A 24,556-nucleotide genomic window follows, 5' to 3' on the forward strand; every position below is an offset into this window, starting at 1 on the left:
CGGCAGGGAGCCCCGGAATAAACGGAGACCACCTCCTGTTATCGCCCCTCAGTACAGCTCACGGCGGCAAACAGGAGGCTCTCACCGTGTCGGCAGACGAGATCCGGGGCATCACGCACGGGACCGCCCCCGTCCCCCTCTCCGTACTGGACCTGGTGACCGTCGGCACCGGCAGTACCGCCACCGACGCCCTTCGCACCAGCGTCGGCCTCGCACGGCTCGGTGAGGCGCGCGGCTTCCACCGCTACTGGGTCGCCGAGCACCACTCGATGCCCGGCGTGGCCTCCTCCTCGCCCGCCGTGATCCTCGCCCACCTCGCCGCCCACACGGAGCGCATCCGGCTCGGCTCGGGCGGGGTCATGCTGCCCAACCACGCCCCCCTCGTCATCGCCGAGCAGTTCGGCACGCTGGAGGCCATGGCCCCCGGACGGGTCGACCTCGGCCTCGGGCGGGCGCCGGGCACCGACGGGGCCACCGCCGCCGCGCTGCGCCGCACCCAGACCCTCAACGAGGGCGCCGACGACTTCCCGCAGCAGCTCGCCGAGCTGACCCGGTTCCTGGACGACGACTTCCCGGACGGGCACCCCTACCGGCGGATCCACGCGATCCCCGGGCCGGTCCAGAGCACCACCCCGGGCGGTGTGCAGTCCCCGCACCGGCCGCCGGTCTGGCTGCTCGGCTCCTCCGGGTTCAGCGCCCGGCTGGCCGGCATGCTCGGCCTGCCGTTCGCCTTCGCGCACCACTTCTCCGCGCAGAACACGATCCCGGCCCTCGACCTGTACCGCGAGTCCTTCAGCCCGTCCGCCGTCCTCGACGAGCCCTACGCCCTCATCGGCGTCTCCGTGCTGGCCGTGGACGAGGAGCGCGAGGCCCGGCGGCAGGTACGGGCCGGCGCGCTGAACATGGTGCGGCTGCGCACCGGGCGGCCCGGTCTGTTCCCGGACCCCGACGACGTCGAGAATCACGAGTTCTCCCCGATGGAGGAGGAGTTCGTGCGCTCCTGGACGTCCAACATCGTGCACGGCACCGCGGACGAGGTCCGCGCCGGCCTCGACGACCTCCAGAAGCGCACCGGCGCCGACGAGCTGATGCTCACCACGCACGCCCACCGCGGCGAGCTGCGCCTGCGCTCCTACGAACTGGTCGCCGACGCCTACGGATTGCCGACCGGGGTGTCCGCGTAGCTCCGGGTGTCCAGCAGTTCGGAGATACGATCCGCCGTCACCGGCCGGGAGTACAGCCACCCCTGGCCGGTGTCGCAGCCGATGTGACGCAGCCGGGAGGCCTGCGCCGACGTCTCGACGCACTCCGCGGTGACGGTGAGTCCGAGCCGGTGGGCGAGCTGGATCATCGCCTCCACCACCACCTCGTCCGCCGGGTTCGGGCGGTCGCCCGGGTCGTCGTACTGGAAGCCCCGGACGAAGGAGCCGTCCAGTTTGAGGACGGAGACCGGGAGCCGGCTGAGGTAGGCCAGGTTCGAGTAGCCGGTGCCGAAGTCGTCGATGGCGATCCGGACGCCCATGTCGCTGAGGGCCTGGAGGGCCTGGAGCGGGCGGCCCGCCGAGCCCATGACCGCCGACTCGGTGAGCTCCAGTTGCAGCAGGTGCGGGGCCAGCCCGGTCTCGGCGAGGGTCTCGGCCACGTCCGCGACCAGGTCGGAGTCCCAGACCTGGCGGACGGCGACGTTGACGCTGACGAAGATCGGCGGCCCGCCCGGGTGGTCCAGCTGCCAGCGGCGGGCCTGCCGACAGGCGGTGGTCAGGGCCCAGCGGCCGAGCGGGACGATCGAACCGTCCTCCTCGGCCAGTCCGATGAACCGATTCGGCGTCAAGGTGCCGAACTGCGGATGGTGCCAGCGGACCAGGGCCTCGACGCCACTGAGCCGCCCGTCCCCCATACCCACCAGCGGCTGGTACTCGAGCGCGAACTCCCCGCGTTCGATGGCCGGGCGGAGGGTGGACGAGAGCGCCTGGCGGGTCACCAGGTGGGCGTTGCGCTCCGGGTCGAAGAGCGTCCAGCGGGACTTGCCGTCGGCCTTCGCCCAGTACAGGGTCGTGTCGGCGGCCTGCATCAGACCGGTCGCGGTCGTACCGGCGGCATGCCGTTCCACCACTCCGATCGACGCCGACAGTGACAGCCGCTGGCCGGCCAGGTCGAACGGCGCCTGGAGGGCGGCCAGCGCCGACTCGGCCAGATCGGCCAGCTGTTCGGTGCCCGTGGAGTCCTCGACCAGCAGCGCGAACTCGTCGCCGCCGAGCCGGGCCACCAGCGGCGCCCCGGCCCGTGCGAAGCCGGCCTCGTCGGCGATCCTGGTCAGCCGCTCGGCGACGGCGGCCAGCAGCCGGTCGCCGACCCGGTGGCCGAGGGTGTCGTTGACCGCCTTGAAGCCGTCCAGGTCGAGATAGCACAGGCCGATCCGGCCGGTGCCGCTGCGCTCGTACGACTCCGCCTCCAGCGCGGCCGAAAGACGCTCGAAGAACAGCGTCCGGTTGGGCAGCCGGGTCACCGGGTCGTGCATCTGCAAGTGCCTCAGCCGGCCCTGGAGTTCACGCCGGTCGCTGATGTCGGTGACCGAGATCAGCACCCCCGGCACGCCCTTGGCCAGCGGGGCGATGGTCACCTGGACCCACACCGAGTGCCCGTCGGGATGCTTCAGCCGCCGGGTGCAGCGCAGCTTGGCCTGCCGGCCGCGCAGCACCTCGCGGTAGGCGTGCCAGGTGCGGGCGTCGGAGGCGAGGTCCACCAGATCCGCGGCCACCCGCCCGGCCAGTCCGGCCGGATCGGCGCCGATGAGGGTGGCGAAGGCCTCGTTGGCGGCGCCGACCAGGCCTTCGCCGTCGACCACGATCATGGGCAGCGCGGCGGCCGAGAAGGCGTACTCGTAGGTTTTCAGTTCTGTCGTGTCGTACGACTTCCGATAGGTCTTGTCACTCTCTGTGACGGCGGACCGGTCGAGGTCTGCCGCGGGCGTCGGCCCTTCGGACGTTCCGCTCACCGCTCGCTCCCGCAGTGCACTCGATCTCTGTCCGTGCAGGAAAGTCTGCCGATCATAGAGGCTGGCCCGAGGGCCGTGCAGCCACTGTCCAGTGTCCACGATGAACCGGTGGTTCTGACAGATCGTTTCTGCCCGCACCTGGACGGGTTCTTGAGGCGCACGACCACTTGTGACGGTCCGTGAGCGTGTCGGGGTGTCGGCCGTTCGGGTCTCTCCGTGGCAAGCAGGGGGTTCCTCACTCTTCTGGTGCAGATAAACAGGTCATAACGCGACAAATGCCCGCAGGCTGGGTCCGGTGTCCCGCGAACCGCCTCCGGAGGTCCTTCCGTGCCGCGTCTCCTGCTGCGCAGCAGCGCCGCCGTGTTCACCACGATGTCAGCGCTCGTCGCCACGACGATCCTGACCGGGCCGTCGGTGGCCGAGCCGTTCTCCACGGCCCCCTGCGCCCTGCCCCGCACGGACGCGCACCACTCCGAGGGCGTCGACACCTGGAACCCCGACTACACCCGCCCGACCCACCCGCTGTCGGCCGTGATGGTGTTCCTCTCCTTTCCGGACGCCACCCCGCGGACCACCCCCGCGGAGCTGGCCGCCGACCACTTCCCGGCCACCAGCCGCTTCTACGAGCAGGCCTCCTACGGGAAGTTCACCATCCGGGCGCACCCGCTGACGCACTGGCTGCGGATGCCCCGGCCGTCGGTCGCGTACGGCATACAGCGTGACTGGAGCATGCCGCTGCGGGCCGCCTACCTGCGGGACGCGTTCGCGGTGGCCGATCCGGTGGTCGACTTCGCGCACTACGACGTCGTGTACTTCGTGGCCGACCCGGACGCGCCCGGCGTCGACTCGGACGCCACGAAGGTGGTCAACCTGGACACCCCGACGCACGTCGACGGGACGGACGTCCGGCGGGTGGTCACCGTCTTCGAGAAGCATCCGCCGGACCGGCTGGTTCTCGCCCATGAGACCGGGCACGTCTTCGACCTCCCCGACCTCTACCACCGTCCGGTGGACGGCAAGGGCGACTGGGACACGTACGTCGGCGACTGGGACCTGATGGGCAGCCAGTTCGGGCTGTCCCCGGACTTCTTCGCCTGGCACAAGTGGAAGCTGGGATGGCTGGATCCGCGCCAGGTGGTGTGTGTGAAGGGGACCGGACCGACCCGGCTGACCCTGGAGCCGCTGTCCGCCGGGCCGGGGGTGCCGCAGCAGGGCGCCACGGGCGCGCCGGCGTTCGGGCTCGGCGACGGCACCAAGCTGGCGGTGGTGCGCACCGGTCCGGACAGCGTGCTGGCCTTCGAGGCGCGCGGCGCGGCGGGCAACGACAGCGCGACCTGCCGGCAGGGCGTCCTGGTCTACCGGGTCCGTGACGAGACGGCCTCCGGCGGCGGCCCGGTCGAGGTGATCGACGCGCACCCGCGCACCGAGGCCTGCTGGGAGAACTCGGTCTACCCGCCGCTGGCAGACGCCCCGGTCGCCCTCGGCGAGAGCTTCACGGTGCCGGGGGAGGGGGTGAAGGTGGACGTGGAGGGCCGCACGGCGTCCGGCGCCTGGAACGTGAAGATCACGCCCAGGCAGCTGGCCTGACCGGAGAAGACGCACGATGACCGATGGGCCGGACTCCACTGGAGTCCGGCCCATCGGTCATCTACTTCGCGTGCGCCGCCAGGGACTCGAACCCCGGACCCGCTGATTAAGAGTCAGCTGCTCTAACCAACTGAGCTAGCGGCGCCTGCTGACGTCGTAGACCTTAGCATCCTGATCGGGGGGAGGAAAAATCGATATGCGCACGGCCGGCCGGGCCGCCCGTACCGCCGCCCAGAGCAGGATCTCGGGGCCGGGCAGCCACGGGTGCCGGGTGTCCGGGGCGACCAGCCAGCGGGCGTCGGCCGGGGCCGGGCCGTGATCGCCGTTGAGTGCCGGGACGGTCACCGCGTCGCCGGTGCCGTGGCACAGCAGCGGCGGTACGGCCCCGCCGCGGCCGCCCCACTCCTCCCAGTCCAGCAGCGAGTGCAGCCGGGCGGCGGTGCCGGGGGCGGCGAACAGGAGCATCCGGCCCCGGAACACCGCCACCGGCCCGGATCCCGGCCCCTCGTCCCACAGCCGGTCCAGCATGCGGCGGCCGTGCATCGCCGGGGCGTTCACCACGTCGAACGCGGTACCGCAGGGCAGGACGACCGGGGCGTCCGGCCGCTCCTCCCAGAAGGCGAGCATGCTCCGCGGATACGTTCCTGCGGAGGCGAGCCAGGCGGCTCCGTCGGAGGTGACCCCGGCCGCGTCGCCGCGGTCACCGCGGTGGCCGGGGAAGGTCTCGTACGGTCTGCTGCTCATGGGGATGTGATACCCCTCGTGAGTGCCCGCTCGCCGTGAGTTGCCGGAAACCGGGACACTCCCCGGCACGGCGGGGTATCTTGCCCGCCTGGCATATGCCCCCGGGTCGTGGTGTCCGGCCGGCCGTCCGCTACACGGGCTCCGCCGGCTCCGCCCCCTCGGCGCCCTTCAACAGGTCCCGGCCGAACTCGACCATCTTCTTCGCGTAGTCCTCGGTCCACCCGGCCCGCGCGGCGATGTCGGCCGGGGTCAGCCGGTCGAAGCGGCGCGGGTCGGCGAGCTGGGCGGCGGCCATGGCCTGGAACTCCACGGCGCGGTCGGTGGCGACCCGGAACGCCAGGGTCAGCTCCGTCGCCCGCGTCAGCAGCGCCCCGGGGTCGTCGATCGACTCCAGCCCGAAGAAGTGCTCCGGGTCGGCGACCGCTGCCACGGGCTCGAAGAGCAGGGGCGCGGGGCGTAGCCGCGGTTCGTTCCGTCGCGGCGTGGGCTCCGCCATGTCTGGTCCTCCTCGTACGGTTCGATGGCCACCGTCCATTCTCTCGCGCCGCGCAAGGGGACCCCAGGGCCGCCGGCTCACTCTGCGTACCCCCACCCCGACCCCTCAGAGCCGCCCGACCACTCTGTCTTCGTTCAGGTGGGCCAGGACCGTGTGGTTCGCCTCCCAGCCGTCGGGGGCTGCGATCGTTGGCCGCCTCCGGCGGCGTGCCGGGCTCCGTCCGACGGGCGGGGGCGCCGCGTCGGTCCCCTGGTGGGGCGGGTGCCGGAGTGGAGGTCAGGGTCTCCAGGGCACGCGGTGTTCGGCGAGGTGCGCCAGGACCGTGTGGTTCGCCTCCCAGCCGTCCGGGAACTTCACGAGGGTGCCCAGTTGGACCGGTTCCGTCGACGGGTAGGCGTCCAGGAGGTCGGTCACGCCGGCCCGGCAGACCACGACGCAGGCGTGGCGGTGCCGGGAGGCCAGCACGCAGAGGCGGCCCGTCTCCAGGTGGAAGGCGGTGGCGTCGGGGCGGCCGGAGAGCGGGTGCAGGACCACCGTCACGTCGTACTCGCGGCCCTGGAGGCGGTTCGCCGTGTCCACGGTGACCCCGCTCACGCCCAGCTCGGCCAGCGCCGCGCGGACCGCCGCCGCCTGGTCGCGGTGGGCCGTGCCGACCGCCACCCGGTCGGCGGTCAGGGGCGTGGGGTCCGGTGAGCGCTCCGACACGGCCGCGCCGCCCCGGTCGAGCAGCCGCCGGACCACCGTCGCCACCGCCCGCACCGCCTCCGGATCGGTGCGCGGGGTGTGCCGGGCGGGCAGCTCCAGCAGGCCCCAGCCGGACTCCGCCGCCTCGTCGATCACCCGGTCGGGGCCCGAGCCGTCGGCGGGCACGGCGAAGGAGAGACGGCGGTCACCGTGGCCGGTGCCGCTGCGGAACGGCGTGTACGGGTAGAACGCCCCGGAGACCAGCGGGGCCGCCGACGCCGGCAGGCGCCAGGAGACCGGGAGGCGGTGCTGGGGGAGGCCCGGGTTGTGCGCGAGCAGCGTCGAGACGGCCGAGCCCGAGGGGTCGTACGACAGGCCCGCCCACTGCTCGCTGCCCACGATCGCGAACGGGTCCAGCTGGCCCGGGTCGCCCACGAACAGCGCCCGCTCGAACAGCCCGGCCACCGCGAGCAGCGAGTCCGAACGCATCTGGTACGCCTCGTCGACGATCGCGTGCCGCCAGGGCTCGTCCACCGTGACGTGCGCCCACTTCGCCGCCGTGGACAGCACGACCGGCGTTCCCCTGAGGTCCGCCGCCTTCGCCGACTTGCGGACGTTGGGCAGGTCGTCCAGCGCCTTGTCGTACGGGTCGGAGTCGCTGCTGTGCAGGCGGCCGACGGGAAGCTCCGGGTTTTTCTCGGCGAGGCGCAGGACCAGGTCGTCGACCTGGGCGTTGGTCTGCGCGACCACCATCAGCGGCCGCCCCGCGTCGGCGAGTTCGAGCGCCGCGCGGACCACCAGCGTGGACTTGCCGGCGCCCGGCGGGGAGTCCACGACCACGCCCCGGTCGGTGCCGTGCAGGGTGTCGTGGAGGATCGCGGAGGTGGCGCGAGCGGCCTCGGCGCCCGGGTCGAAGGCCGTGGTCGTCGTCACAGGACGTCCTCCTGGGTCATCGCGTCGGCCGGCTCGGGCACGCCCTCGCCGGGCGGCCCGCCGTGCGTCCACGGGGTCGCCTCCGGGTCGGGCAGCTTCGCCCCGCCGCGCTGCTCGTGCTCGAACAGGGTGAGGGTGAACCGGTCCCCCTTCTCGGGGACCGAGCCGGGTTCCGGTTCCTTCCCCCGGCCCATCTTGTCCAGCACCCGCAGGACGACGACCCCCGCCGCCTCCTGCCCGACGAACTCCATCGACTGCGGCTTGCCGCCCAGCGAGCGGTACGTCTTCGCGCCCTCGGCCAGCTGCGGCCGGTCCTCGGTGCGCACGGTCACCAGCGGGCGCGGGCTGGGCCGCTTGCCCTCGCCGTACGCCATGACGACATCGAGGACCTCGCCCGCGAACGCCTCCCCGGACAGCCGCCGCCCCGCCATCACCAGCGGGTCGTCCAGCGCCTCCTGGGCGTCGAGCCTGGCCTGTTCGCGCTCGCGGGTGGCCAGCTTGTTGGCGGCGGTGACCGCGTCGTCCCGGCGCGGCTGCGGCGGCTCGCCGGCCAGCACCCGGTCCCGGTGCCCGGTGAACGACCAGCGGTCGCGCGTCCACCGCTCCTCGACCCTGGCCCCCTCCGGCAGCCGGTGCAGCAGGTCCAGGCCGCGCCACACCGCGTCCCAGGTGGGCCTGGTCCGGCTCGCCACCAGGTCGCGGATCTCCCGCTCGGCGGCGGTGAGGATGCCCAGCCGGGTGTCGGCCTGGAGGCCGTCCTCGGCACCGGCCAGAGCGGTGCGGGCCCGGTCGTAGCGCTCGAAGGCGGGCGCGAGCAGCTTGTTGTCGAACGCGGGGTCGGTGGCCGGACCGGCCGGCGGGCACACCAACTGCCCGTCCGTGTCCCGCGCCAGCTCCGCCGTGCGGGCGGCCGCCGCGCCCGTGCTGCCCCGCGGAGGGTCGATCCAGGCGAGCAGCGCGCCCAGGTGCTGGTCCTCGATGCCGGACTGCCCGGTCGCCCAGTGCCGGGACAGCAGGTCCGTCATGGCGAGCAGGAGGGAGGAACCGGGAACCCGGGCACGCTCCCCGAAGTGGGTGAGCCAGCGGCCGAGCAGCGGCACCCGGGGCGGCGCCGGGTAGGGCGCCTCGGGATCCTGCTCCGCCGTGCGCCGGAACCGCATGGACCGGCCCAGCAGCCGTACGTACTCGATGCCCGCGCGCCCCGGCACGATCAGCTGCGGTGCGTCCGCGCAGAGTTCGACCTCGACCTTGACCCGCTTGCCGGTCTCCGGGTCGGTCTCGGTGCGCTCGGCGGCCTCCACGGACCCGGCGTAGGAGTCCAGGTACGGCAGGACCACGTCGGCCAGTTCGGCGAGGAAGGCGAACCGCAGGTCACGGTCGCGCGGCTGCGGTACGACCAGCAGCCGCGGGGCGTCCCGGTCGGTGCCGACGAGCGCGCCGAGCGGGGCGCCGGCCTCACCGGAGGTGGTGAGCGGCACGAAGACCAGCGGCTGCCCGGAGAGATGCCGGTGGCGGACGGTCGCGGCGGGTTGCGCGACGCCCGTGCTGACGGCTTCCAGGCGGGCGAGGGTGGTGATCAGGGACACGCGGCCCCCTGAAGGGCCTCGGCCCGCAGGGCCGCCGCCCGGCGCAGGGCCGCGACCGCCGGATCGGCGGGGTCGCCGCTCTCGCCGCGGGCCGCCGACAGCACGTCCTCCACGGTGGTGAGACCGCCCAGTTCGGCGCGGACCGCGCGGCCCAGCGCGGTGACCTCGTCGGCCGCGCGGGACCGCTGCCGGCAGTGGAAGGCCAGTTCGCAGGCGGACAGGCAGTCGGGCGCGTAGGTCGCCGGGACGGCCTCCACGGCCGCCGTGAGCTGCTCGGCCGGCAGGTCCGGGGCGAAGCAGGTGCCCGCCGGGAGCGTGCCGGCGATCTCCTCGATCCGGGTGAGCCGGTCCAACTGCCGGGCGGTGACCGCCCGCTGCTTGCGGACGTCCACGGCGGACGCGGTGGGCAGGTTGGAGAAGTCCTTCGGGCAGACCAGCAGCACGTCGTGGCGGACGCGCGGGGACGGGTCGAGCCGGGCCGCGACCGCCTCCAGGGCCAGGACGTACACCGCCGCCTGGCGGGCGGCCGCACCCACCTTCGCCGGGTCGGCCGAACCGTCCAGCATCGGGAAGGACTTGATCTCCACGACCGTCCAGCTGCCGTCGGGGTGCACGACCACCGCGTCCGGTTCCAGGAACGCGGGGGAGCCGGCCACCTCCAGGGCCAGCATCGGATGGTCGAGCAGTGTCCAGCCGCCCGCCTCACCGGCCTCCCGCAGGGCGAGCGCCGTACGGGCCGTACGCCCCTCGGGGCCGATCGCGGACAGGTCGGGCACGGCGGCCCGCTCGGCCGCCTCGGCGCCCGGGTCCAGGTGCCCGCGCACCAGCCGCAGCAACTCCGCGCCGCCGTCCGCCTTCACCTTCGCCTCGAACGCGTTGCCCCGGGTCAGCGCGAACTGCGACTGGCCGAACGCCGACGGCGAACCCAGCGCGCTCGCCAGCGCGGTCTTGTCCACCCCGGCGCCGTCCAGGATCGCCCGTCGGCGGCACCCCGGGTTCGCGGCGAGCGCCGCGAGGGCACGCGCGTCGAGGGCCTTGGCGGGGACGTCGGGGCCGCGCAGCTCAGCGAGCCGGTGCCGGAGCGCCGTCCCCCGCGTCTGTGGGGGCAGCGTCCGGTTCGGCTCCGGAGGCGAGAGAGGACTCGCGCTGCGATGGAATTCGCTCACCCGGCGAAGTCTGGCATCCGCCACTGACAATCGGGGAACCTGCGCCGTCCGAGCGGGCCGCGACGAGCGAGGTGCCCGGGGCGACCCGGGCCCGGACCAGGTCCGCGCCCCGCGTGACGTACGGCGCGAGCAGGAACCCGGCGCCCATCACGGCGACGCCCGCGACCGCGTCCAGGAAGTAGTGGTTGGCGGTGCCCATCACGACGATCGCGGTCAGCAGCGGGTAGGCCACCCCGAGGACCTTGGTCAGCCGGCTGTTGCCGTACCGCCACAGCATCACCCCGCACCACAGCGCCCAGCCGCAGTGCAGACTCGGCATCGCCGCGTACTGGTTGGTCATGCCGCCCATCCCGCGCGGGGCGCTGGCCTGTCCGCCCCACCAGCCGTACGAGCTGTACTGGGCCATGGTGTCCACGAACCCGTACTTCGCGTCCAGCAGCCGGGGCGGGCAGGTGGGCAGCAGGGTGAAGCCGATCAGGCCGATGAACGTGGACGTCATCAGCCAGGTGCGGGCGCCCCGGTAGATCTCGGAGCGCCGGCGGAACAGCCAGACCAGGATCGCCGGGGTGATCAGGTAGTGCAGCGAGGCGTACCAGAAGTCGGCCGGCACACCGAGCCACGGCTCCCGTGTGAACAGCCGGTTGAGCGGGTGCTCGGCGTTCAGACGCAGGTCCTTCTCGATGCGCAGGATCGCCAGACCGTGGTCGACGGCGCTGGCGGTGTTCCCGCGCGCGAGCAGCCGGCCGGCCGTGTAGCAGCCGTACACCAGCAGGATCAGCGGCAGCTCGGTCCACCAGCGCAGCCGGGTTCGCGCGGCCACCTCGGTGCCCGGTTTCTCGGTCTGCGGCATCCGACTGCCTCCCCCTTCTCGTCCCTGTCTGCGCGGCGCCCCGCGGGCCGACCGTGACACTTTACGGTGTACGCGTGCCCGCTCCTGCGGGGCGCTCAGCCCTCAAAGACGCGGAGAGCGCCCGCCGGGTTGCCCGCTGCCCGCGCCTGCCCGGTACGGGCCCGGCGCATTCCCGGAGAGTTCCCAGCGTGGGCGATGATGGGGGTGTCCCGCTTCCGAATTTCTCCCGAAAGGTTCACCCTCCATGGCACCGCGCATCCTGCTGGCCCGGCACGGACAGACCGAGTGGTCGTTGTCCGGCAAGCACACCGGCAGGACCGACGTACCGCTCCTGGAGGAGGGCCGGCGGGGGGCCAAGCTGCTCGGCGAGCGGCTGCACCGGCCGCCGTACGAAGGTCTCGCCGACGCCGAGGTGCGCACCAGCCCGCTGGCACGCGCGCGTGAGACGTGCGAGCTGGCGGGCTTCGGTGACCGGGCCACCCGGTGGGACACGCTGATGGAGTGGGACTACGGGGCGTACGAGGGGCTGACCCCGGCCGAGATCCAGTCCGCCCGTCCCGGCTGGCTGATCTGGCGCGACGGCGTTCCCGAGGGGGAGACCCTGGCCGAGGTGACCGCCCGCGCGGACGAGGTGGTGTCCTGGGCGCGCTCCGCCGACCGGGACGTGCTGGTCTTCGCCCACGGGCACATCCTGCGGTCGATCGGCGCGCGCTGGCTGGGCCTGCCGCTGGACTTCGCGGCCCGTGTCCGGCTCAACCCGACCTCGCTCTCGGTGCTGGGATGGGCGTACGGGGAACCCGCGATCGAGAGCTGGAACGACCTGGGGCACCTGGCGGGCTGACGCCGGCCGGCCCTACACGACCCTCGGTGTCGACGCGTGCCGGTCCAGGAACTCCTGCACCCCGCTGGCCCGCCGGTGCGGCAGCAGCACCCGGGCCGTCCCCGCCAGCATCCCCTGGATGCGCGACGACTGGACCTGGTCCAGCAGCTCCAGGACCCGCATCCCCGCCGTCGCCGCCTCGTCCGGCCGCCCCCCGCGCGCGAGGTCGTCGGCGAGTTCCGCCGTGTACAGCGCGATGTTCCTGGTGAAGTGCGGGTCCTGGAGGTCGGCCGCCCGGCGCGCGTGCCGCGCGGCCCTGCGCCAGTCGCCCAGCGTGGACCAGCACTGCGCCTCCAGGCCCTCCAGCTCGGCCTCTCCGTAGAAGCTCATCCACTCGGGGTCGGCGTCCGAGTGGCCTCGCTCGAAGAGGGCCTGGGCGCGGGCCAGCGCCTGTTCGCAGCCGGTGCGGTCGGCGAGCCCCGCCCAGCCGCCCGCCTCGCGCAGCGCCAGCAGGGACATCAGGCGGGCCGAGCCCAGCGGGCGCCCGACGCGCTGCGCGGCCTGGGCCGCGCGCACCGCTTCCCGTGGCCGGCCGGCGTCCCGGGCCAGGAACGCCGTGTTGCAGAAGGCGTGCGCCTCGAGGCCCGGGTCCCCGGTCATCCGCGCGGTCGCCAGTGCCTCGGCGTAGTGCGAGCGGGCGTCGTCGAAGCGGCCGGAGTCGTGCGCCAGCCACCCCACGGAGATGGCCAGTTCACCGGCGCCCGAGTGCAACCGCTCGGCGGTCGTCTGCCGGGTGGCGCCCGCGTCAAGGAGCGCGTACGCGGCGCGCAGCGGAGCCGCCGCGCGCCGGTAGAGGCCGTCGGCGCCGTGCCGGTCGTCCAGCAGCCGGATCCGGCGTACGGCCTCCTCCAGGGCTGCCGCGTGCGAGGTCCCGGCACGGCGCACCGGCCGGTCCGCCGCCATCGCGTCGATGGTGAAGCCCAGCGGGCTCAGCGTGGCGGTGGCGACTGTGGCGCTCCCGCCGGTCATGAATAGGCGACGCAGCACGTCGCTCTCCTCGTAGTTGTCGTGCGTCTCGAACGGGTCCTGCGGGTTTCGCGTCCTGCGCGGTTCATGCGGGTGGAACGGGTCCTGCTGGTCATACGGCTCGACGGCCTCCTCCGTCTCACCCCGGGCGAGAGGGAGGGGCGCGTGGGGCGCGTCCTCCGGCGGGCGTGCCGCGCGTCCGCGAACGGCCGAGCGCGGCGCGAAGCCGAGGTCGGCGAGCGTGCGGCCGGGGAACATGTGCAGGAACACCCGTTCGTACGCGTAGTTCGGGCAGCGGATCTCACCCGCCTCGACCCGACCGATGTAGCGCGCGTCACAGCTCACCCGCTCGCCGATCTCGCGGGCGGCACGCCGGACCAGCGCGGCGAACTCGGCCGGCGAGTGCCGGCCGCGCAGCTGCCGGAAGGCGAGGTTCGGCCGTACCGGCCGATCGGGCTGCGACGCGGTCGTGGTGGACGACGCCATGGCCGGGTCCTCTCGTGCGAACCGTCGAACCATGCCGGACTCGTGGTGAGTTGTCCGAGTGGACCCCTGATTCCGGCGGGCAAGAACGTACCTGCTGTGTCGGACCCGTGACGCAGGGTTTGGCTACAAACCGGATATCTCATCCCTGATCTGCCATGAACTGCCATCCTTTGCGGCTGACTTCCGCCGTAGCCGTTGACGCGGTGGCGCGTTGGACCCCATGGACGGCAAGAGGGCTGCGCGGTGGAGGCCGGGATGGAGACCAGCCAGAGCAACGATCCTCGTACGCCACCGGACACTTCGGCGGCAGACGATGCGGGATGCGACCTCGTGACGGTGCCGGCCCGGCAGGGCCTGGAGGCGGTCGACATCCTGCGCCGGGGGACCGGTGAGGCGGTGGGGCCCGTGCTCCACGACGACGGGGGCGACACCCTCGGCTTCGTGGTGCCGGCCGGCACGGCGGCCGGCTGGGACGTTCCCGGCAGCACCTGTACCGGGACCGACGGGCGTGGGCTGCGGCTCGACCCGGGCCCGCCCGTCGAGGGCTCCGACTGGCTGCTGCCACCCGGCGAGGCCGACCTCGCGACGGACCCGGCGGTGCTGCGCCGGGCGCTGGGAGAGGCGGCGCGGATGATCAGGGCGGCGGACAGCTGCCGCTGATGTCCGCTCACGGACGCCCGAGTTCCGCGCACGGCAGTCACCTGGGAAAATGACCCCATGGGCAAGTCCAGGAACACCCGGCGCCGGTCGGCCGCCGCCGTCGAGGCCGTGGTCGAGGCCGTCGACGGCGGCCTCGCGCAGCTCATACCCGACCCCGACCGCGGCCGCGCCTGGACGCTGCTCATCGACGGCGCCCCGCAGTCGCACGTCGACCTCGACGACCCCGCATACCTCTCCTTCGAGTACCAGCGGCGCCTCGGCCACGTCATCGACCTCGTGGCACCGCCGGGCAGGCCGGTGCAGGTGGTGCACCTCGGCGGTGGGGCGTTCACGCTGGCGCGGTACGTCGCGGCGACCCGGCCCCGGTCCACCCAGCAGGTCGTCGAGCGGGACGCGGCCCTGGTCCAGCTGGTGCGGCGGGAGCTGCCGCTGGACGCGAACGCGCGGATCCGGGTGCGGTCCGTGGACGCCCGGGACGGCCTCGGCAAGGTCCCGGAGGCCTGGGCGGACCTGGTCATAGCCGATGTGTTCAGCGGGGCGCGCACCCCGGCGCATCTGACGTCCACGGAGTTCCTGGACGAGGTGCGCAGGGCGCTCGGGCCAGGGGGCGTGTACGCGGCCAACCTCGCGGACGGGCCGCCGCTCGCCCACCTGAGGGGGCAGATCGCGACCGCGGCGGCACGGTTCGCGGAGGTCGCGGTGGTGGCGGACGCGGGGGTCTGGCGGGGGAAGCGGTTCGGCAACGCGGTGCTGGTGGCGGCCGACGCGCAGCTCCCCGTCGCCGAGCTGACCCGGCGCTGTGCGTCCGACCCTCACCCGGGGCGGCTCGAACACGGGCGTGCGCTGAGGGATTTCACCGGCGGGGCCGTGGCCGTGACCGATGCGGTGGCCGTGGCTTCGCCCTCCCCGCCTCCTTCCGTGTTCCGTTGACACAGCCCGTGTCCCGTTGACACAGCCCCGCACCCCTGACGGGGCGTTCAGTACGTCTGCACCTGCACCTGCGGCGGGCCGTCGTGCCAGGTGCAGAAGACCGACACCCGGTCCGTGCTCCTGCTGAACTCGATGCGGATCCAGGTCTCCGTCTTCCACACCTGCATCGACCAGCCCGTGCCCGGCGTCGCCGAGACCAGGGTCGCGCTGGTGTCGCCCAGGTCGAAGACCGCCCGGCCGCCGTCGGTGTCGTAGGCCTTCACCTGGCCCGACGCGGTGGCGCCGGCGGTGGCCGACGGGCTCGGGGTGGTCGCCGGGGTTCGGGAGGGGGTCGCGACGGGGGTCACCGACGGGCGCGGGGCCGCGGTCCGCGCGGGCGGGCGGGAGCTCGGGGACGCCGGCGGCTTGGCGCCCTGCGTCGTCGGGGCGTCGTCCGCCGCCGTGATGGGGAGGGCGCGCGGCGGGTCGTAGGCGGTGCCCGCCATCACCGTGTGGACGCCCCACCACGACAGCGTGACCGCCGCGCCCGTGGCGAGCAGCCAAGCCAGTACGTGTACGAGTCCTCTGCGCATCGCGGGCCATACTGCCTCAGCGGGGGCGCCGTGCGCACTCGACCCGAGTTGTCCACAGGCCCCGACCGGTGCCCGTCGCATGGCGTACGGTGCGGCGCATGGCAAGTGTGCTCGTGGTCGAGGACGACCAGTTCGTACGCTCGGCGCTCATCCGGCAGCTGACCGACGCCTCGCACACCGTGCGCAGCGTCGGTACGGCACTGGAGGCGCTGCGCGAGGTCGCCCATTTCCGTTTCGACGTGGTCGTCCTGGACCTCGGACTGCCGGACCTGGACGGCTCCGAGGCCCTGAAGATGCTCCGCGGGATCACGGACGTACCGGTGATCATCGCCACCGCGCGGGACGACGAGGCCGAGATCGTAAGGCTGTTGAACGCCGGCGCGGACGACTACCTGACCAAGCCGTTCTCCGTGGAGCACCTGTCGGCGCGCATGGCGGCCGTGCTGCGCCGGGCGCGGTCGGGCGGCGGTGAACCGGCCCCTTCGAGTGTGCTGCGGGTGGGCGGACTGACCGTCGACCCGCTGCGCAGACAGGCCGAACTGGACGGCGCCCGGCTCGACCTGACCCGGCGGGAGTTCGACCTGCTGGCCTTCCTGGCGGGCCGGCCGGGTGTCGTCGTACCGCGCAGGGAACTGCTCGCTGAGGTGTGGCAGCAGTCCTACGGCGACGACCAGACGATCGACGTCCATCTGTCGTGGCTGCGCCGCAAACTGGGCGAGACGGCGGCCCGGCCGCGGTATCTGCACACACTTCGGGGGGTCGGCGTGAAGCTGGAGCCACCGGGCGGGGAAGTGAGGCCGGTCGGATGAGATGGGCTCTGGTCAAGGTCTGTCTGGCGGTCACCGCGATGGTCGTGGTCGCCTTCGCGGTCCCGCTCGGTCTCGTCATCAAGGAGATGGCCCGCGACCGCGCCTTCTCCAACGCCGAGCGGGAGGCCGCCGCCGTCGCCCCGGCCCTGTCCATCACCACCGACCGGGACAAGCTGGAGCGGGTGGTGGCCTCGGCGGGCGCCGACCGGGGCATGGCCGTGCACATACCCGCGGCCGGTGGCGGCCCCGCCGTCGACATCGGGCGGCAGCGCGCCGCCGACGGGGACATCGCGACCGTACGGAAGCTGGGGCGCGCCTCCACGACGGAGGTGGCCGGCGGGTCGACCCTGCTACAGCCGGTCGCGCTCGGCACCGGCGCCATCGCGGTCGTCGAGGTGTACGTGCCCGAGTCCGAGGTGACCAACGGGGTCTCCGCGGCCTGGGGGGTGCTCGCCGCCGTCGGCCTGGCGCTGATCGTCGGCTCGGTCGCCGTCGCCGACCGGCTGGGCGTCCGGATGGTGCAGCCCGCCCAGCGACTGGTCGAGGGCGCGCACGAACTGGGGGAGGGCAAGCTGGGGGCGCGGGTGCCCGAGGAAGGGCCGACCGAACTCCGGCTGGCGGCGGTCGCGTTCAACTCCATGGCCGACCAGGTCGTCCAACTGCTGGCGAACGAGCGGGAACTGGCGGCAGACCTGTCGCACCGGCTGCGCACCCCGCTCACCGTGCTGCGGCTGAACGCGGCCTCCCTCGGGGACGGCACGGCCGCCGAGCAGACCCGGGCCGCCGTCGCCCAGTTGGAGCGCGAGGTCGACACCATCATCCGTACCGCCCGGGAGGCCAAACCGCAGACGGCGGCCGTCGGACCGGGCGCCGGGTGCGACGCGGCCGAGGTGGTGCGGGAGCGGATGGGGTTCTGGTCGGCGCTCGCGGAGGACGAGGGCCGCAAGTGGCGGGTGGCCGGGGTGGACCGGCCGGTCCGGATACCGGTGGCCCGCGCGGACCTGGCGGCCGCGCTGGACGCGCTGCTCGGCAACGTCTTCCGGCACACCGCCGAGGGCACCGCCTTCGCCGTCGACGTGCACAACGCGGAGGACGCGGTGATCGTGCTGGTCTCGGACGCCGGGCAGGGCATCCGGGACCCGGAGGCGGCGATGGCCCGCGGCCGCGGTTCGGGGGCGGCCGGGTCGACCGGGCTCGGGCTGGACATCGTGCGCCGGCTCGCCGAGTCGACGGGCGGGGACGTGCGGATCGGCTCGTCGGTGCTCGGCGGGACCGAGGTCCGGATCTGGATCCAGCTGGGCGGCCGGCAGCCGGAGCGCAAGGGACATCGCGGCACGGTGCGGCGGCGCCGTTCGCGCAGACAGGAAATGGTCTCGACCTTTAATCGCTCCCGATCCCTTCCTTAAGCGCACCCTAAGGTCTTCGACAGCCGTCCCTATCAGGCCGTTTGTCCGGTTCCCGGTCGCTAGCGTGCTGCCGCACCCCACCCCATTCGGCAGGCGAAGGCAGGCACGCGCATGAGCACGCACCGGCGCAGGATCAGCAACAGGAGCAAGGCGATCGGCGGTCTGGTCGCGGCGGCCGTCGTCGGCGGCGGCGCCCTCGTGTTCAGCGGCATCGCGCAGGCCGCCGGGGTCGGCGCCGCGTACACGAAGACCAGCGACTGGTCGACCGGGTACACCGCGCAGTACGTCGTCACGAACAACAGCGGTGCGACGGAGAAGGACTGGACCCTGGAGTTCGACCTGCCGGCCGGCGCGAAGCTCAGCTCGCTGTGGAACGCCGAGTCGAGCGTGAGCGGTCAGCACGTCACCGTTAAGCCCGCGAAGTGGGACACGGACGGCCTCGCGGCCGGCAAGTCGGTCACCGTCGGCTTCGTCGTCAACGGCAGCGGGGACCCGACCGGTTGCCGCATCGACAACGCGAGTTGCTCGACGGGCGGTACGGCCACGCCTGAGCCCAGCGGCCGCCCCACGCAGTCCCCGACCCCGACCCCCACCCCGTCCGCGACCCGGACACCGACCGCGACACCGACCGCGACACCGACCGCGGCACCGACCGCGACACCGACCCCCACGGCCTCGCCGTCCCAGAGCACCGGCACCGGATCCGGCACCACCACCTCCGCCGGCTTCGCGCCCTACGTCGACACCTCCCTCTACCCGGCGTTCGACCTGCTCGCGGCCGTGAACACGACCGGCGTGAAGAACTACAACCTGGCCTTCATCACCGACGGCGGCGGCTGCACCCCCAAGTGGGGCGGGGTGTCGGACCTGTCCAGCGACGCGGTCGCCGCCCAGATCGGCGCGCTGCGCGCCAAGGGCGGTGACGTCCGGGTCTCCTTCGGCGGCGCGTCCGGCTCCGAACTCGCCACCACCTGCTCCTCCGCGGACGCGCTGGCGGCGGCGTACGGCAAGGCCGTGGACGCCTACAAGCTGACCAAGGTCGACTTCGACGTGGAGGGCGGCGCGCTGCCCAACACCACGGCGAACACCAACCGCGCCAAGGCGATAGCCAAGCTCCAGGCGAGCCACCCGGGCCTGGACGTCTCCTTCACCCTCCCGGTGATGCCCGAGGGCCTCACCCAGGACGGCGTGAACCTGCTCTCGAACGCCAAGGCCAACGGGGTGCGGATCAGCACCGTCAACATCATGGCGATGGACTACGGCGCCTCGTACAACGGCGACATGGGCACCTACGCCACCCAGGCCGCCACCGCCACCCAGGCCCAGATCAAGAGCGTCCTCGGTCTCTCCGACGCCGCCGCCTGGAAGTCGGTCGCGGTGACCCCGATGATCGGCGTCAACGACGTCTCCACCGAGATCTTCAAGGTCGACGACGCCACCCAGCTCGTGGACTTCGCCAGGTCCAAGGGCCTCGGCGGGCTCTCGATGTGGTCGGCCACCCGGGACAAGCAGTGCGCCGGCGGCGCCAAGCCCACCGCGGACGCCACGTGCAGCTCGGTCGTCCAGAACCCGTACGCCTTCTCGAACGCCTTCAAGGCGATCGGCTGACGCACGGCCGACACCCCCGCACGTCCGTGGTCCGGGCCGTTCGAACCGGCCGGGACCACGGACATCCGGTACGGACATCCGGTACGGACATCCGGTACGGACATCCGGTACGGACATCCGGTACGGACATCCGAGTACCGCTAGAAGGCCCCCGGTCCGCCGAACCCGCCCGGTCCGCCGAATCCGCCCGGTCCGCCGGGGCCGGGCGGCGGGAGCGGGCCAGGGTGGTGGAAGCCGTCGAGGAGTGCGTCGGCCAGCAGCATGCCGCCCACCCCCGCCGCGCCCGCGACCAGGGCCGTCTTCCACCACGGGGTGCTGTACCAGCCGCCGGGGACGGCGCGGCCGGCGACCGTGCCGCCCGGGTAGTAGTAAGGGGTGCCCGCGCCGGGGCGGTCCGCGGACGTGTACGTGCGGCCGTCCACCGTCACCTGCCGGCCCGCCGGGGCGGCGCCCGTCGGCGGCAGGGCGGGGCCGGGGTCGAGGCCCAGGGCGGTACGGGCCGCCCGTACGTGGTGCAGGCCCTCCACCGCGGTCTGGGTCACCAGCGCGTACTGCGCCGGCGTGTACGCCGTCGCCAGCTGGGCCTGGGCCGCGCGATGCCGTTCCGTCGCGTCCGCCAGCGCCTGCCGGGCCGCCCGGTCGTCGCCCCCGTTCAGGGTCGCGATACCGCCGCCGAGCCGGTCCACCCAGCGGGTGGCCTCCGCGCCCGCGTCGGCGGCGAGGTCCTGCCGCGCCGTCGGCCCGGGACCGGCCGCGGCCTGGTGCGGACTCCTGGCGGCGAAGGCCACCGCCCCGGCGACGACCAGCGCCAGCACCACCAGCGCGATGAGACCCATGATGACGTCCTCCGATGCCCCGAGGTTCGATCCGGGGTGCGATCCGAGGTTCCATCACCTCGTACGGACCATGAGACGCCGGTGAGTTGAGAGGTCGCTGATCGTCGGCTGAGCGGTTTCTGTGAGGAGCAGGGGAGGAGGCGAGGGGAGGGGAGGGGGCGCGGCACCCCCCTAGGGCCGCGCCCCCGGCTCTCAGGCCGCCGCCGGCCGGGCCGGCGGCAGGGTGCCCGTGCGGGCCGCCTCCGCGTACCAGTGCGCGGAGGCCTTCGGGGTGCGGGCGAGCGTCGCGTAGTCGACGTACACCGCGCCGAACCGCTTGCCGTACCCGTACGCCCACTCGAAGTTGTCCATCAGGGACCACAGGTAGTAGCCGCGCACGTCCGCGCCGTCGCTGATGGCGCGGCGCACCGCCGAGAGGTGGCCGTGCAGATAAGCGATGCGCTCCGGGTCGTGGACGTTGCCGTCCGGGTCGGGCTTGTCGTCGTAGGCCGCGCCGTTCTCGGTGATGTAGAGGGCCAGCCCCGGGGCCTCGCGGCTGTAGCGCATGATCAGTTCGTGCAGGCCGGTCGGGTCGATCGTCCAGCCCATCTCCGTGCGCTCGCCCGGCGTCTGGTGGAAGGTGACGTCGTCGGCGCCCGGCCAGGGGGAGTGGGTGCTGGAGCCGTGGCCGTCCGCGCGCGGGCCGGCCGCCGTACCGGCCGCCGCCGACACCAGGGCGGGCGTGTAGTAGTTCAGCCCGAGGGCGTCCAGTGGCTGGTGGACGGCGGCGAGGTCGCCGTCCCGGACGTACGACCAGTCCGTCACCGACGCCGTCGCGGCGAACAGTGACGGAGGGTACGCGCCGTGCAGGATCGGGCCGTGGAACACCCCGTTGGCCAGGTCGTCGATCTTCCGGACGGCCGCCAGGTCCGCCGGGTCCTGCGAAAGCGGGCGCACCACCGAGGAGTTGAGGCTGATCGCGAGCTGGTTGCGGGCCGGCATCACCGAACGCAGTGCCGAAGCGCCCAGGCCGTGCGCGAGGTTGAGGTGATGGGCGGCGCGCAGGGTGGCCGCCGGGTCGGTACGGCCGGGGGCGTGCACGCCGGAGCCGTAGCCCAGGAAGGCGCTGCACCACGGTTCGTTGAGGGTGATCCAGTGCTCGACCCGGTCGCCCAGTGCCTCGCCGACGATCCCCGCGTACTCGGCGAACCGGTACGCCGTGTCCCGCTCCGGCCAGCCGCCCGCGTCCTCCAGCTCCTGCGGCAGGTCCCAGTGGTAGAGGGTGATCGCGGGTTTGATGCCCGCGGCCAGGAGTTCGTCGGTGAGCCGCCGGTAGAAGTCCAGGCCCACCTGGACGGCGGGGCCACGGCCGGTCGGCTGCACCCGCGACCAGGAGACCGAGAACCGGTACGAGCCCAGGCCGAGCTCCGCCATCAGCGCCACGTCGTCCCGGTAGCGGTGGTAGTGGTCGACGGCGATGTCACCGGTCTCGCCGCCGGCCGTCTTGCCCGGCGTATGGCTGAAGGTGTCCCAGATCGACGGGGTACGGCCGTCCTCCCGGACCGCCCCCTCGATCTGGTAGGCGGAGGTCGCGGCGCCCCAGAGGAAGGCCGGAGGAAAGGTCACGGTCAGCGGTTCGGTCATGGAAGCGCTCCCATGGGTCGGTGGCCCCCCATTATGCATGGGAGCGCTCCCACGACCAACCCGCGTCCACGAGGCCCGTCGGCTGCCGGCCGGTGGGCACGTGCAGGCCGGCGGTGGCCGGCCGCGCGGTTCCCCGCGCCCCTGGGCAGGCCGCCCGGACCGGCGCCGAACAGGCTCGCGCCCCTCGACCGCCGTCCATGCCGACCCCGGGCCCCGTAAGGGGCGCGGGGAACTGCGCGATCAGCCACGACGGAGTTGCGGCCGACGGCGGCGGGTGCTGGGTGGCGTGATCCGCATGGGCGGCGCTACAGGCCCCGTAAGGGGCGCGGGGAACCGCGCGATCAGCCACGACGGGGCCGCGGCGGGAAGCGGTGGCCGGCCACGAGGGGGCCGCGGCGGGAAGCGGTGGTCGGCCACGAGGGGACCGCGGCCGGAAGCGGTGGGGGTCGGGCCGGTGGGTGGCCGGTGGGGCGGCTCCGGGTGCCGGGTGGGCGGTCGGGGCCCTCCCTCGGTCCGCCCGTGAACCGCTTCGTTCACCTTCCGGCGCCCGCCTCCGCCGTTCCCCGTCCCGTGCGGGAAATCCCCGCTGCCGCCCCCTCGGGGCCTGCGACTTCTGTGGCCCCTGGGATCACCGCACCGGTGACCTGCGTGATTCCGGCGTGCGACGGGCCGGTGTCCGGCCGGTGAAACCCCGCGGGGCGACACATTCCCGTGACGCGCGGAACACGCTTGGGCAACAACGCCGTTTTCAAGTCTTGACAGCTGGCCCGGCAGGAACCAGTCTTCCGGCATGCCGCGTGGGAGCGGTCCCACGGTTGGTCGGGGGAACTTCCCCCGTGTGCACGGAACCACCCCATGGTCCTTCCCTCTGTCGTCATCGCACCCCGTTGACCAGCACCTTTTCACCGCACACCGAGTGCTGTGGGCCGGCCGCTGCTCGCACCGAGAGGGCAGGTCCGGACCGTCGGACCCCGGCGGTCTGATTCCTGAGATCCCGTTCCCCACTGGAACAAGGAGTAGTGGAATGCGCATCACCCGTACCGGCGGTCGTGGCCGCAGAGCGGCGGCCGTGACCACATCGGTCCTCGCCGCCTCGGCCCTGCTGCTGACCGGTTGCAGCAGCGACAACGACTCGGACAGCTCGGACTCCAACGGGAACATCACTCTCAAGGTGGCCGACTTCGGTCAGTTCGGCTACAAGGAAGCCGACCTGTTCGCGAAGTACCACAAGCTGCACCCGAACATCACGGTGAAGGAAGAGACCACCGCGAACGAGCAGGACTACTACCCGAAGCTCCTTCAGCAGCTGAACACGGGCAGTGGCCTGGCCGACGTCACCGGCATCGAAGTGGGGCGCATCAAGGAGGTCGCCGACACCCAGGCGGCCAAGTTCACCGACCTGAGCAAGACGATCGACGTGAACGACTGGGTGTCCTGGAAGGAGAAGCAGGCCACCGCCAAGGACGGCACGGTCATAGGCGCCGGCACCGACATCGGCCCGATGTCCCTGTGCTACCGCCGGGACCTCTTCCAGAAGGCGGGCCTGCCCACCGACCGCGACGCAGTCGCCAAGGCCGTCGCGGGCGGCTGGGAGGACTACCTCAAGCTCGGCGAGCAGTACAAGAAGAAGGCCCAGTCCGGGACCTACTTCATGGACTCCGCGAGCGCCATGTACAACGCGGTGGTCAGCTCCTCCGCGCAGCAGTACTACGACGCCGACGGCAAGGCGATCTACAAGGACAGCCCCTCCGTGCAGCAGGGCTGGAACCTGGCCGCCGAGGCCGCGTCGAAGAAGCTGACCCAGGGCCTCGCGCAGTTCACCGACGCCTGGACGGCGGCGCTGCGCAAGGGCACCGTGGCGACCGTGGCGTGCCCCGCCTGGATGGCCGGCCAGATCTCCACCAACTCCGGTGACGCCTTCAAGGGCAAGTGGGACATCGCCAAGGCGCCCGGTACGACGGCCGCCAACTGGGGCGGTTCCTTCCTGGCCGTGCCCAAGAGCGGCAAGCACACCAAGGAGGCCGCCGAGCTCGTCAAGTGGCTGACCGCGCCGGAGCAGCAGGCCGAGGTGTTCAAGGCGATCGGCGTGTTCCCGTCGAACAAGGGCGCCTATGACCTCGCCAGCGTGAAGAGCGCGACGCTCCCGTACTTCAACAACGCGCCGATCGGCCAGATCTACGCCGACGAGGCCAAGTCCATCCCCGAGGCGGTGCTCGGCCCGAAGGACGCGACGATCAAGGACACGATCTCCACGCAGATCAACAACATGGAGCAGCGGGGCACCAAGCCCGCCGACGCGTGGAAGGCCGCGACCGAGGCGATCGACAAGGTGATCGGCTGACAACCGCGGTGCGGGCGGCCCACCGGCCGCCCGCACCGCGCTGTGGCGTGTGGGGGCCGTGCGGCCGCCACACGCCACCGGGCCCCGTCCCGCCCCCGGTCACCGCCCCCGGTCATCGGGACCGGTGGGCGGGACCGGTGGGCGGGGCTCCGTACCGGGCCCCGTCGGCACCGGCGGCGGTCCGCGCCGTGGTGTCCGGCACGTGGGTAGGACGTGCCGGACACCACGGCGCGGTGGGCCCGCGGGGCCGGCGGCAGGTCCGGCGCCGGTCCGCCGGCCGCCGCCTCGGTCGCGGCCGAACCCGACGGTGACCGGACCGCCGGCCACCGCTCCGATCGCGGCCGGACCCGACGCCACGGTCCCGCCCCGCCACGGTCCCGCCCCGCCACGGTCCCGCC

General features: G+C 73.3%; 20 protein-coding genes and 1 tRNA gene. 9 read left to right on the forward strand and 12 right to left on the reverse strand.

The features are described 5' to 3' along the window. The first annotated feature begins 86 nt into the window (after window positions 1-86). A complete protein-coding gene (locus tag AAW13_RS37135) occupies window positions 87-1,184 on the forward strand; it encodes an LLM class flavin-dependent oxidoreductase (RefSeq protein ID WP_046731045.1) in 1,098 nt (365 codons plus the stop codon). Here the strand turns inward: AAW13_RS37135 and AAW13_RS37140 are convergent. After that, complete coding sequence (locus AAW13_RS37140) at window positions 1,154-2,995, reverse strand: putative bifunctional diguanylate cyclase/phosphodiesterase (RefSeq protein ID WP_046731044.1); 1,842 nt, start codon at window positions 2,993-2,995, stop codon at window positions 1,154-1,156. The genes AAW13_RS37135 and AAW13_RS37140 overlap by 31 nt on opposite strands. Before the next feature lie 372 nt (window positions 2,996-3,367). Between AAW13_RS37140 and AAW13_RS37145 the strand changes: the two genes are divergently transcribed. Further along, complete coding sequence (locus tag AAW13_RS37145) at window positions 3,368-4,582, forward strand: M6 family metalloprotease domain-containing protein (protein WP_046731064.1); 1,215 nt, start codon at window positions 3,368-3,370, stop codon at window positions 4,580-4,582. A 71-nt stretch (window positions 4,583-4,653) separates the two neighbouring features. Here AAW13_RS37145 and AAW13_RS37150 read toward each other — a convergent pair. The 7 genes from AAW13_RS37150 to AAW13_RS37180 form a co-directional block, all read right to left on the reverse strand. Then, window positions 4,654-4,727, reverse strand: a tRNA-Lys gene (locus tag AAW13_RS37150). Then, the gene (locus AAW13_RS37155) at window positions 4,718-5,326 is read right to left on the reverse strand and encodes a bifunctional DNA primase/polymerase (protein ID WP_063777079.1); all 609 of its coding nucleotides are present in this window, start codon (window positions 5,324-5,326) and stop codon (window positions 4,718-4,720) included. The genes AAW13_RS37150 and AAW13_RS37155 overlap by 10 nt, the downstream gene beginning before the upstream one ends. A 130-nt stretch (window positions 5,327-5,456) precedes the next feature. Next, complete coding sequence (locus tag AAW13_RS37160) at window positions 5,457-5,822, reverse strand: hypothetical protein (RefSeq protein ID WP_046731042.1); 366 nt, start codon at window positions 5,820-5,822, stop codon at window positions 5,457-5,459. A 276-nt stretch (window positions 5,823-6,098) separates the two neighbouring features. Further along, window positions 6,099-7,439, reverse strand: coding sequence for an AAA family ATPase (locus AAW13_RS37165; RefSeq protein ID WP_046731041.1), 1,341 nt, complete (start codon window positions 7,437-7,439; stop codon window positions 6,099-6,101). Beyond that, complete coding sequence (locus tag AAW13_RS37170; RefSeq protein WP_046731040.1) at window positions 7,436-9,025, reverse strand: hypothetical protein; 1,590 nt, start codon at window positions 9,023-9,025, stop codon at window positions 7,436-7,438. Before AAW13_RS37170 ends, AAW13_RS37165 begins: the two co-directional genes overlap by 4 nt. Further along, window positions 9,016-10,134 carry a hypothetical protein gene (locus AAW13_RS37175; protein ID WP_071659811.1) on the reverse strand — a complete coding sequence of 373 codons (1,119 nt, stop codon included), beginning with the start codon at window positions 10,132-10,134 and terminating at the stop codon, window positions 9,016-9,018. The genes AAW13_RS37170 and AAW13_RS37175 overlap by 10 nt, the downstream gene beginning before the upstream one ends. Beyond that, complete coding sequence (locus AAW13_RS37180) at window positions 10,088-11,041, reverse strand: phosphatase PAP2 family protein (RefSeq protein WP_046731038.1); 954 nt, start codon at window positions 11,039-11,041, stop codon at window positions 10,088-10,090. Before AAW13_RS37180 ends, AAW13_RS37175 begins: the two co-directional genes overlap by 47 nt. Window positions 11,042-11,285: 244 nt before the next feature. On the opposite strand from AAW13_RS37180, the gene AAW13_RS37185 reads away from it, so the two are divergent. After that, window positions 11,286-11,882, forward strand: a complete 597-nt coding sequence (locus AAW13_RS37185) for a histidine phosphatase family protein (protein ID WP_046731037.1) — start codon at window positions 11,286-11,288, stop codon at window positions 11,880-11,882. Between the two features lie 12 nt (window positions 11,883-11,894). Here the strand turns inward: AAW13_RS37185 and AAW13_RS37190 are convergent, their stop codons facing one another. Next, on the reverse strand, window positions 11,895-13,373 hold the full coding sequence (locus AAW13_RS37190) for an NsdA family TPR-like regulatory protein (protein WP_046731036.1): 1,479 nt from the start codon (window positions 13,371-13,373) through the stop codon (window positions 11,895-11,897). Between the two features lie 255 nt (window positions 13,374-13,628). Between AAW13_RS37190 and AAW13_RS37195 the strand changes: the two genes are divergently transcribed. Next, the gene (locus tag AAW13_RS37195) at window positions 13,629-14,033 is read left to right on the forward strand and encodes a hypothetical protein (protein WP_046731035.1); all 405 of its coding nucleotides are present in this window, start codon (window positions 13,629-13,631) and stop codon (window positions 14,031-14,033) included. A 57-nt stretch (window positions 14,034-14,090) separates the two neighbouring features. Beyond that, a complete protein-coding gene (locus AAW13_RS37200; RefSeq protein WP_046731034.1) occupies window positions 14,091-14,963 on the forward strand; it encodes a spermidine synthase in 873 nt (290 codons plus the stop codon). Window positions 14,964-15,010: 47 nt separating this feature from the next. Here the strand turns inward: AAW13_RS37200 and AAW13_RS37205 are convergent, their stop codons facing one another. Beyond that, on the reverse strand, window positions 15,011-15,535 hold the full coding sequence (locus AAW13_RS37205) for a hypothetical protein (protein ID WP_046731033.1): 525 nt from the start codon (window positions 15,533-15,535) through the stop codon (window positions 15,011-15,013). 98 nt (window positions 15,536-15,633) lie between these two features. Between AAW13_RS37205 and AAW13_RS37210 the strand changes: the two genes are divergently transcribed. The 3 genes from AAW13_RS37210 to AAW13_RS37220 all read left to right on the forward strand — a co-directional run bounded on the left by AAW13_RS37210 (window position 15,634) and on the right by AAW13_RS37220 (window position 19,358). Further along, window positions 15,634-16,344, forward strand: a complete 711-nt coding sequence (locus AAW13_RS37210; RefSeq protein WP_206306345.1) for a response regulator transcription factor — start codon at window positions 15,634-15,636, stop codon at window positions 16,342-16,344. Next, window positions 16,341-17,750 carry a sensor histidine kinase gene (locus AAW13_RS37215; protein ID WP_046731032.1) on the forward strand — a complete coding sequence of 470 codons (1,410 nt, stop codon included), beginning with the start codon at window positions 16,341-16,343 and terminating at the stop codon, window positions 17,748-17,750. The genes AAW13_RS37210 and AAW13_RS37215 overlap by 4 nt, the downstream gene beginning before the upstream one ends. 111 nt (window positions 17,751-17,861) lie before the next feature. Then, window positions 17,862-19,358, forward strand: a complete 1,497-nt coding sequence (locus AAW13_RS37220; protein WP_046731031.1) for a glycoside hydrolase family 18 protein — start codon at window positions 17,862-17,864, stop codon at window positions 19,356-19,358. A 140-nt stretch (window positions 19,359-19,498) separates the two neighbouring features. Here the strand turns inward: AAW13_RS37220 and AAW13_RS37225 are convergent, their stop codons facing one another. After that, the gene (locus AAW13_RS37225; protein ID WP_046731030.1) at window positions 19,499-20,194 is read right to left on the reverse strand and encodes a hypothetical protein; all 696 of its coding nucleotides are present in this window, start codon (window positions 20,192-20,194) and stop codon (window positions 19,499-19,501) included. Window positions 20,195-20,386: 192 nt separating this feature from the next. Then, window positions 20,387-21,817, reverse strand: a complete 1,431-nt coding sequence (locus AAW13_RS37230; protein WP_046731029.1) for a GH1 family beta-glucosidase — start codon at window positions 21,815-21,817, stop codon at window positions 20,387-20,389. Between the two features lie 1,024 nt (window positions 21,818-22,841). On the opposite strand from AAW13_RS37230, the gene AAW13_RS37235 reads away from it, so the two are divergent. Further along, window positions 22,842-24,158: an ABC transporter substrate-binding protein gene (locus AAW13_RS37235; protein WP_046731028.1), complete on the forward strand. Its 1,317-nt coding sequence runs from the start codon at window positions 22,842-22,844 to the stop codon at window positions 24,156-24,158. The last annotated feature ends 398 nt before the right edge of the window (window positions 24,159-24,556 follow it).

Origin of the sequence: Streptomyces humi, from assembly GCF_001005085.2 — a bacterium.
In the GTDB taxonomy this organism is placed as follows: Bacteria; Actinomycetota; Actinomycetes; order Streptomycetales; family Streptomycetaceae; genus Streptomyces; species Streptomyces humi.

Excerpts from the sequence above, each read along its gene's own strand:
- AAW13_RS37200 (WP_046731034.1), top strand. The coding sequence starts at position 14,091 with ATGGGCAAGTCCAGGAACACCCGGCGCCGGTCGGCCGCCGCCGTCGAG.
- AAW13_RS37195 (WP_046731035.1), top strand. The coding sequence starts at position 13,629 with ATGGAGACCAGCCAGAGCAACGATCCTCGTACGCCACCGGACACTTCG.
- AAW13_RS37210 (WP_206306345.1), top strand. The coding sequence starts at position 15,634 with ATGGCAAGTGTGCTCGTGGTCGAGGACGACCAGTTCGTACGCTCGGCG.
- AAW13_RS37230 (WP_046731029.1), bottom strand. The coding sequence starts at position 21,817 with ATGACCGAACCGCTGACCGTGACCTTTCCTCCGGCCTTCCTCTGGGGC.
- AAW13_RS37215 (WP_046731032.1), top strand. The coding sequence starts at position 16,341 with ATGAGATGGGCTCTGGTCAAGGTCTGTCTGGCGGTCACCGCGATGGTC.
- AAW13_RS37160 (WP_046731042.1), bottom strand. The coding sequence starts at position 5,822 with ATGGCGGAGCCCACGCCGCGACGGAACGAACCGCGGCTACGCCCCGCG.
- AAW13_RS37180 (WP_046731038.1), bottom strand. The coding sequence starts at position 11,041 with ATGCCGCAGACCGAGAAACCGGGCACCGAGGTGGCCGCGCGAACCCGG.
- AAW13_RS37190 (WP_046731036.1), bottom strand. The coding sequence starts at position 13,373 with ATGGCGTCGTCCACCACGACCGCGTCGCAGCCCGATCGGCCGGTACGG.
- AAW13_RS37225 (WP_046731030.1), bottom strand. The coding sequence starts at position 20,194 with ATGGGTCTCATCGCGCTGGTGGTGCTGGCGCTGGTCGTCGCCGGGGCG.
- AAW13_RS37155 (WP_063777079.1), bottom strand. The coding sequence starts at position 5,326 with ATGAGCAGCAGACCGTACGAGACCTTCCCCGGCCACCGCGGTGACCGC.
- AAW13_RS37205 (WP_046731033.1), bottom strand. The coding sequence starts at position 15,535 with ATGCGCAGAGGACTCGTACACGTACTGGCTTGGCTGCTCGCCACGGGC.
- AAW13_RS37235 (WP_046731028.1), top strand. The coding sequence starts at position 22,842 with ATGCGCATCACCCGTACCGGCGGTCGTGGCCGCAGAGCGGCGGCCGTG.
- AAW13_RS37220 (WP_046731031.1), top strand. The coding sequence starts at position 17,862 with ATGAGCACGCACCGGCGCAGGATCAGCAACAGGAGCAAGGCGATCGGC.
- AAW13_RS37145 (WP_046731064.1), top strand. The coding sequence starts at position 3,368 with ATGTCAGCGCTCGTCGCCACGACGATCCTGACCGGGCCGTCGGTGGCC.
- AAW13_RS37185 (WP_046731037.1), top strand. The coding sequence starts at position 11,286 with ATGGCACCGCGCATCCTGCTGGCCCGGCACGGACAGACCGAGTGGTCG.